The organism is Halomonas sp. S3-1-1 (assembly GCF_023757625.1).
GTDB lineage: Bacteria > Pseudomonadota > Gammaproteobacteria > Pseudomonadales > Halomonadaceae > Vreelandella.
Genome location: NZ_JALGBZ010000010.1, coordinates 41513 through 50101 on the forward strand (window position 1 = coordinate 41513; position 8589 = coordinate 50101).

At 59.3% G+C, this 8589-nt stretch carries 8 protein-coding genes; all 8 read right to left on the bottom strand.

Annotation, left to right across the window (positions count from 1 at the left end; translation table 11 throughout):
* Positions 1–53: 53 nt before the first annotated feature.
* Entirely contained in the window at positions 54–1976 is a 1923-nt protein-coding gene (gene thrS, locus MQW23_RS19065) for a threonine--tRNA ligase (protein ID WP_252109807.1), read from the bottom strand.
* A 191-nt stretch (positions 1977–2167) separates the two neighbouring features.
* Positions 2168–2608 (bottom strand): NUDIX hydrolase, encoded by a 441-nt coding sequence (locus MQW23_RS19070; RefSeq protein ID WP_252109808.1) that lies wholly within the window; start codon positions 2606–2608, stop codon positions 2168–2170.
* 9 nt (positions 2609–2617) lie between these two features.
* Positions 2618–3589 carry a class 1b ribonucleoside-diphosphate reductase subunit beta gene (nrdF, locus tag MQW23_RS19075; protein WP_252109809.1) on the bottom strand — a complete coding sequence of 324 codons (972 nt, stop codon included), beginning with the start codon at positions 3587–3589 and terminating at the stop codon, positions 2618–2620.
* 24 nt (positions 3590–3613) lie between these two features.
* Positions 3614–5797 (bottom strand): class 1b ribonucleoside-diphosphate reductase subunit alpha, encoded by a 2184-nt coding sequence (gene nrdE / locus MQW23_RS19080; protein WP_252109810.1) that lies wholly within the window; start codon positions 5795–5797, stop codon positions 3614–3616.
* Positions 5779–6210, bottom strand: coding sequence for a class Ib ribonucleoside-diphosphate reductase assembly flavoprotein NrdI (gene nrdI / locus MQW23_RS19085; protein WP_252109811.1), 432 nt, complete (start codon positions 6208–6210; stop codon positions 5779–5781). The genes nrdE and nrdI overlap by 19 nt, the downstream gene beginning before the upstream one ends.
* Positions 6211–6219: 9 nt before the next feature.
* Complete coding sequence (nrdH, locus tag MQW23_RS19090) at positions 6220–6441, bottom strand: glutaredoxin-like protein NrdH (RefSeq protein WP_252109812.1); 222 nt, start codon at positions 6439–6441, stop codon at positions 6220–6222.
* A 544-nt stretch (positions 6442–6985) separates the two neighbouring features.
* Positions 6986–7597, bottom strand: a complete 612-nt coding sequence (locus MQW23_RS19095) for a superoxide dismutase (protein WP_252109813.1) — start codon at positions 7595–7597, stop codon at positions 6986–6988.
* A gap of 234 nt (positions 7598–7831) precedes the next feature.
* Positions 7832–8589 (bottom strand): electron transfer flavoprotein subunit alpha/FixB family protein (locus MQW23_RS19100; protein WP_252109814.1); only part of this gene is annotated, 758 nt, incomplete at its 5' end.

The window sequence follows — 8589 nt, forward strand, 5'->3', positions numbered from 1 at the left end:
CGTTTGTCTGCTGGACGCCCGCGCGGGTTGCTTCGCTTGATTGCTCTGTCTCCTTAGGCAATTGACGATGTCGCCAGGGCTGCTCTCTCGGCACTTGCGCGTTCGATGAAGTCATCGACGGTCATGGTGCCGAGGTTTTCGCCGCTGCGAGTTCGCACGGCCACTGAGTCAGCTTCGACTTCCTTATCTCCGACCACAAGAAGATAGGGAATTTTCTGTAACGTATGCTCACGGATTTTAAAGCCGATCTTCTCGTTCCTCAAGTCTGCCTTGACGCGAAGACCGCTTTTTTGCAAGCGTTTCTCCAATTCCAGCGCATAATCACGCTGCGAATCGGTGATATTCATGATCACCACTTGCTCGGGTGCCAGCCATAATGGCATAGCGCCGGCATAATGTTCAATCAGGATACCGATGAAGCGCTCCATGGAGCCGACGATCGCCCGGTGCAGCATGACCGGCGCCTTGCGCTCGCCGCCTTCGGTCACGTACTGCGCGCCAAGGCGTTCGGGCATCATGAAATCAACCTGCATGGTGCCGACCTGCCATTCGCGGCCCAAGCAGTCCTTCATGTGATACTCGATCTTGGGGCCATAGAACGCGCCTTCGCCGGGAAGTTCCTGCCACTCGACGTCGCAGGCCTTTAAAGCACCGCGCAGCGCGTCTTCGGCACGGTCCCACACCTCGTCGCTACCGATGCGTTTTTCCGGGCGCAGCGCGATCTTGATCGCGATATCCTCGAAACCGAAGTCCTGGTACACCTTCAGCGCCTGACGGTGAAAGCTCGTGACTTCCGGCTCGACCTGCTCTTCGGTGCAGAAGACATGGCCATCGTCCTGGGTAAAGGCTCGCACGCGCATGATGCCGTGCAGCGCGCCGGAGGGCTCGTTGCGGTGACAGCCGCCGAACTCGCCAAAGCGCACCGGAAGCTCGCGGTAGCTTCGAAGGCCCGAGTTGAACACCTGGACGTGGCCCGGGCAGTTCATCGGCTTAAGCGCGTACTCGTGCTTTTCCGATTCGGTGAAGAACATGCCATCGGCGTAGTTGTCCCAGTGGCCGGACTTTTTCCACAGCGACACGTCCATGACCTGCGGGCAGCGAATCTCCTGGTAGCCGCCCTCTTTATAGACGCCGCGCATGTACTGCTCGACCTGCTGCCACAGCGCCCAGCCGTTGGGGTGCCAGAACACCATGCCCGGCGCCTCTTCCTGCATGTGGAAGAGATCGAGCTTGCGCGCCAGCTTGCGGTGGTCGCGCTTTTCCGCCTCTTCCAAGCGCTTCAAGTACGCTTTGAGCTGCTTTTTGTCGCCCCAGGCCGTGCCGTAGATGCGCGTGAGCATGGCGTTGGAGGCGTCTGCACGCCAGTAGGCACCGGCCAGCTTGGTCAGTTTGAACGCTTTTAGATGACGCGTGTTGGGCACGTGCGGGCCCCGGCACATGTCCGTGTACTCTTCGTGGTGGTACAGGCGGATGGCCGCGCCGTCCGGGATCTCGCGCACGATCTCCTGCTTGTAGGGCTCGTCGCGAGCAACGAAGGTTGCCAGCGCCTGGTCACGGTCGACGTATTCGCGAACGACATCGTACTCGGTGTCGATCAGCGCCTGCATGCGCTTCTCGATCGCGTCCAGATCGTCCGGCGTGACCGAGCGGCCAAAGTCGATATCGTAATAAAAGCCGTTTTCGATCACCGGGCCGATCGCCATTTTGGCGTCGGGGTAGAGCTGCTTTACCGCATGCCCAATCAGGTGCGCGCTGGAGTGGCGAATGATGTCGACGCCTTCCGGGTCGCGGGCGGTGATGATCGCGACCTCGGCGTCGTGCTCGATCATGTCGGCCGCATCGACCAGCACACCGTCGATCTTTCCGGCCACGCACGCCTTGGCCAAACCAGGGCCAATGGACTCGGCGAAAGCCATGATGGAAAGCGGTTCGTCAAACGTACGTTGGCTGCCGTCGGGCAGTGTAACTATGGGCATTCGGGTGTTCCTTGAGCGCAGTGGTGATCCATACCAGGGATCACATATCGCTATCAATGGCTTGAGGGTTCGTTTCAAACGCAAAAGCGCCTGCCCACTGACGGGCAGGCGCGTAGACTAGCAGACTTTCAAGCCACGAGACACCGGCGCCCGGCTTGCCCCGCAGGGCCAAAACCAGTGTCAAGAACGCTTCAGCCGCAGTGCGCCAGCGCCAGAACGTGCTCACGAGTCAGCGGTGCGAGCGCAAGTGCCTGGGCGCTGTGCGGCGTGACCCACACCGCCTCGGCGATCTCCGCCGCCGCCTCGACGTGCTCATCAAGGTCCAGACGAAAAAGCTCGGTATCGATCAGCGTATCCGGCTCGTTGGCGGCCTCGATTTTGAGGCGCGCCATGTACTCGAGACGCTCAGACGCCACGACGACGCCAAGCTCCTCTTCGAGCTCGCGAACCAGCGCCTGGCGGGCGGGCTCGTTGGGTTCGATCTTACCGCCGGGCTGCATGAAGAAGCGGCTCCCCCGCTTTCGCACCAGCAAAAGCTCGCCCACGGCGTTGATGACCAGCGCCGCGGCGATGTGCAGCGTATGTGCGGGCGCCCCGGTGGGCGCTCCCGCTGAAACGACGCTATCGCTCATGCGACGGCCTCAAAACGCCCAGTCGTCGTCTTCGGTGGCGACCGCCTTGCCGATCACGTAGGACGAGCCGGAGCCCGAGAAGAAGTCGTGGTTCTCATCGGCGCTGGGCGATAGTGCGGCCATGATGGTCGGGTCCACGTCGGTCACGCTGCTCGGAAAGAGCGGCTCGAAGCCCAGGTTCATCAGCGCCTTGTTGGCGTTGTAGTGCAAAAACTTCTTCACGTCCTCGGTCAGGCCGACCGCGTCGTAGAGCGACTCGGTGTAGCGCACCTCATTGTCGTAAAGCTCCAAAAGCAGCTCGTAGGCGTAATCCTTGACCGCCTGCTGGCGCTCCGGAGTGGCCTCGTTGAGGGCCTGCTGGAACTTATAACCGATATAGTAGCCGTGCACTGCCTCATCGCGAATGATCAAACGGATCAGATCCGCCGTGTTGGTGAGCTTGGCGTGGCTCGACCAGTACATGGGCAGGTAGAAGCCGGAGTAGAACAGAAACGACTCCAGGAAGACGCTGGCGACCTTGCGCATCAAGGGGTCGTCTGCACGATAGCGCTCGAGAATCAGCTCGGACTTTGCCTGGAGCATCGGGTTCTCTTCGCTCCAGCGAAAGGCGTCGTCAACGTCGCGCGTGGTACAGAGCGTCGAGAAGATCGAGCTATAGGAGCGCGCGTGTACCGACTCCATGAAGGCGATGTTGGTGTACACCGCCTCTTCGTGCGGCGTGCGCGCGTCCTCCATCAGCGTTGGCGCACCGATGCTGCCCTGGATGGTATCCAGAAGCGTCAGACCCGTGAAGACGCGGATGGTCAGCTGTTTTTCCTGCTGAGTCAGCGTGTTCCAGGACTGAATATCGTTGGACAGCGGCACTTTTTCCGGCAGCCAGAAGTTGCTCGTCAGACGGTTCCAGACCTCCAGGTCCTTGTCGTCCTGCAGCCGGTTCCAGTTAACGGCGTCGACCCGTGATAGGCGTTGCATGGTGTTCATTGTGCGGTCTCTTTCGTTACGTGGTTACAGCGTGCAGGAAACACAGCCTTCAACTTCGGTGCCTTCCAGCGCGCTTTGACGCAGACGAATGTAGTAAAGCGTTTTAATGCCCTTGCGCCACGCGTGGATCTGCGCCTTGTTGATGTCGCGCGTCGTGGCGGTATCCGGGAAGAACAGCGTCAGCGACAGGCCCTGATCGACGTGTTTGGACGCCTCGGCGTAGGTGTCGATGATCTTCTCGGGGCCGATCTCGTAGGCGTCCTGGAAGTAGTCGAAGTTCTCTTCGTTCAAGAAAGGCGCCGGGTAGTAGACGCGGCCGAGCTTGCCTTCCTTGCGAATCTCGATCTTCGCCGCCACCGGGTGAATGCTCGAGGTGGAGTGGTTGATATACGAGATCGAACCGGTCGGCGGTACGGCCTGCAGGTTACGGTTGTAAAGGCCGTGAGCCATGACCGACTTTTTCAACTGCTCCCAGTCGCCCTGGGTCGGAAGCGCGATGCCGCTGCGCTCGAAGAGTCCGCGCACCTTTTCGGTCTTCGGCAGCCACGCATCATCAGTGTACTTGTCGAAGAAGGTGCCCGAAGCGTAGGTGGAGTCGGCAAAGCCCGCGAAGGTGTCGCCATGCTCGATCGCCAGCTGATTCGACGCGCGAATGGCGTGAAACGCTACGCAGTAGAAGTAGAGATTGGTGAAATCCAGCCCCTCTTCCGAGCCGTAATAGATGTGCTCGCGAGCCAAAAAGCCGTGCAGGTTCATCTGGCCAAGGCCGATGGCGCGTGACTTGGCGTTTCCTTCGGCGATCGAGGGCACGCTCTTTAGGTTGCTCATCTCGGAGACGGCGGTCAGGCCACGAATGGCGATGTCTACGCTGGTGCCGATATCGCCGGAATCCATCACCTTGGCGATGTTCATCGAGCCCAAGTTGCAGGAGATGTCCTGACCGATCTTGCTGTAGTTCAGGCTTTCATCATACTCGGTCGGCGTGTTGACCTGCAGAATCTCCGAGCACAGGTTGCTCATGTTGATGCGCCCGGCGATCGGATTGGCCCGGTTCACCGTGTCTTCGAACATTATGTAGGGGTAGCCGGACTCGAACTGAAGCTCAGCAAGCGTCTGGAAGAAGGCGCGCGCGTTGATCTTCTGCTTGCGAATGCGCGCGTCCGCGACCATCTCGTGGTAGTGCTCGCTGACGCTGATATCGCCAAACGGCTTGCCGTAGACCCGCTCCACATCATAAGGCGAGAACAGATACATGTCGTCGTTGCGCTTGGCGAGCTCAAACGTGATATCCGGAATGGTCACGCCAAGCGAGAGCGTCTTGATACGGATTTTCTCGTCGGCATTTTCGCGCTTGGTATCCAGAAAGCGCAGAATATCCGGGTGGTGGGCGTTCAAGTAGACCGCCCCCGCGCCCTGGCGCGCGCCGAGCTGGTTGGCGTAGGAGAAGGCATCTTCCAAAAGCTTCATGATCGGAATGATGCCGGAGGACTGGTTCTCGATGCGCTTGATCGGTGCGCCGGACTCACGAATGTTGCTCAGCAAGAACGCCACGCCGCCGCCGCGCTTGGAGAGCTGCAACGCCGAGTTGATCGAGCGGCCGATCGACTCCATGTTGTCTTCGATACGCAGCAAAAAGCACGATACCAGCTCACCGCGCTGCTGCTTGCCGCAGTTCAAAAACGTCGGTGTGGCCGGCTGGAAGCGCCCGCTGATGATCTCGTCGACCAGCGATTTGGCAAGCTGCTCGTCACCGCGGGCAAGCGTTAGCGCCACCATGCATACGCGGTCTTCGTAACGCTCGAGATAGCGCTTGCCATCGAAGGTTTTCAGCGTATAGCTGGTGTAGTACTTGAACGCGCCCAGAAAGCTTGGGAAACGAAATTTGTAGGCGTAGGCCTGCTCGAACAGCGCCTTGACGAAAGCCGGCGCGTACTGGTTGAGCACTTCGGCTTCGTAGTAGCCCTCTTCTACCAGGTAGTCGAGCTTCTCTTCCAGCGAGTGGAAAAAAACCGTGTTTTGATTGACGTGCTGCAGAAAGTACTGGCGCGCCGCCTCGCGGTCCTTGTCGAGCTGAAGCTCGCCGTTGGCACCGTAAAGATTCAGCATCGCGTTCAGCGCGTGATAGTCCAGCGTACGCGTCTGGCTCGCTTCTGCCGCCGGTTTTTTCGTTTCAGGCACGTTGGTAGTGGCTACGTTTGTCGTTTCCAAAACTCTTCTACTCCTTTGCGAACCCTGGCGACGTCATCGTCAGTGCCCAAAAGCTCAAATCGATAAAGCAGCGGCACTTGGCACTTCTGAGCGACGATGCGCCCCGCCAGCCCGTAAGCCTCGCCAAAATTGGTATTGCCAGCGGCAATGACGCCTCGGATGAGGCGCCGGTTATGCTCATCGTTCAAAAAGCGGATCACCGGACCCGGTACCGCCCCTTGCGTACCGCCCCCACCATACGTTGGGGTAATGAGCACGTAAGGCGTGTCGATATGAGGGACCGGGTCGTTGCGGTTGATCGGCAGCCGGTGCGCCGTCAGTCCCAGCTTTTCCACGAAACGATGGGTGTTGCCTGACCGGGTGGAAAAATACACCAGCGTGCCAGCCAACGGTGCGTGAGCGTCCGTCAGCATGGCACGAAATTAAGCCAGTGCCTGGATGCGATCCGGACGAAAGCCCGACCAGTGATCGTCACCGGCCACGACCACGGGCAGCTGGCGATAGCCCAGCGCCTCGACTTCCTGCTGGGCGCCATCTTCGGCGGTGATATCGATCACGGTGTACTCGATTCCCTGCTTGTCCATCGCGCGGTAAGTGGCGGTGCACTGAACGCAGGCGGGCTTGCTGTAAATCTGGATGGCCATGGCTATTTTTTCCTTTTCATAGCGGCGTTTTTGGGCTAGAGCACCGGTTGTGCCCGACCCCCTCTAAACAGACTACGCATACTATATATAGACCACCACAAAATCAATTCAAGCATATATGGTATTTTTTAATCCACAGGTTATTGACAAAGTGTACCCAGCGCAGCGGCGCGGCCCACCCGTGAAAGGCTTTGAAAAAAAGCGAATTGCAAGCGCGATATCTATCGATTAAAGCCGTTTTTAGCCCCATTTACGGCCGGGTTTTAGAAGGTTATCCACTTCGATTTTTGGCGATAAAAAAGCTGTGCCTGGGTCAAAAGCGAGCCGGAAAAAAGCGCAAATATTCGCGTGGTGGCATGCTGAGCCAAATGCCAACAATGGACGTTCAAAAACCGTGGAGATGAAGGAGGCAGCAAGGCGGCAAAAGAGAACGTTTCAGGAGGCGATGCGAATGGGGCCTGCGCATAAGACGCGCAGCAAAAAGCCCGACCGGAGCCGGGCTTTCGACAAGGCGCTCAAGGCGCCTTGCTAATCGGTCAACGTCTTAGGCAATAGCGGCCTGGTAGCGACGCTCGACTTCGTCCCAGTTGACGACTTCAAAGAAGGCGGCAATGTAGTCCGGGCGCTTGTTCTGATACTTCAGGTAGTAGGCGTGCTCCCACACGTCCAGACCCAGAATCGGCGTGTTGCCGTCCATCAAGGGGCTGTTCTGGTTCAGCGTATTCTCGACGACCAGCTTTTTCTGAGGCGTTACGGAGAGCCACGCCCAGCCGCTGCCGAAACGACCGGTAGCGGCCTTTTTGAACTCTTCCTTGAAGGTGTCGAAGCCACCCAATTCGCTGTCGATTGCCTTGGCAACGTCACCCTTGGGCTGGCCGCCGCCATTGGGCGACATCATTTGCCAGAACATGGAGTGGTTGACGTGACCGCCGCCGTTGTTGATCACGGCCTGACGCTTCTCTTCCGGCACGCGGTCCAGATTGGATACAAGCTCTTCGATCGACAGATCTTCAAGGCCGGTGCCTTCGAGCGTGCTGTTCAGGTTGGTCACGTAGGTATTGTGGTGACGCGAATGGTGGATTTCCATCGTCATCGCATCGATGTTCGGCTCGAGTGCGTCGTAGGCGTACGGCAGTTCGGGTAGTGTATGTGCCATGTCATCATCTCCTTGAGTGACTTTCGATGTTCACTGAGTAGGTGTGGTCACGCCCTACTCTTTTCAACCGCTTGAGCGGAATTTTCCTCGAAACGCAAACGTGCATTGGCGCTGCGCGCCCTAGCACTTTAGCTAACAATCAGCGCTTTATCTAATTGGCGCGCAACAAAAAGCCGGCTGACAAGCAACCGGCTTTAGGTCATCCGCCTGCAGGCGGATAGCACGTCTACGCTATCAGAGCTTGCTCTCGAGTTCCGGCAGCAGCTCGAACAGATCCCCCACCAGGCCGTAATCCGCTACCTGGAAGATCGGCGCTTCCTCGTCCTTGTTGATCGCCACGATCACCTTCGAGTCCTTCATCCCCGCCAGGTGCTGGATCGCGCCACTGATGCCCACCGCGATGTACAGATCCGGGGCCACGATCTTGCCGGTCTGACCCACCTGCATGTCGTTGGGTACGAACCCCGCGTCCACCGCCGCCCGCGAGGCGCCGACCGCCGCACCCAGCTTGTCGGCGATGCCGTCGAGCAGCTTGAAGTTCTCGCCGTTGCCCATGCCGCGGCCGCCGGAGATCACGACCTTCGCGCCCCCCAGCTCCGGGCGGTCGGACTGCGCGAGCTCTTCATTGACGAACTGCGACTGGTCGTTGTCGACCACGGTGTCGAGGGCCTCGATCGAAGCGGCGTTGTCGCTGCCCACGGCGTCAAACGCCGTGGTGCGCACGGTCATCACCTTGAGCGCGTCGTCGCTTTTCACCGTGGCGATGGCGTTGCCGGCGTAGATCGGCCGCTTGAAGGTGTCCGGGCCGTCGACCGCGACGATCTCGGAGAGCTGGCTGACGTCCCTGAGCGCGGCGACCCGCGGCAGCACATTCTTGCCCGTGGTCGAGGCGCTGGTGAGAATATGGGTGTAGTCGTCGGCCAGCGCCACGATCAGGGCACTCAGCGGCTCGGCGAGCTGGTGGGCGTAGACGGCGTTATCCGCCAGCCGAA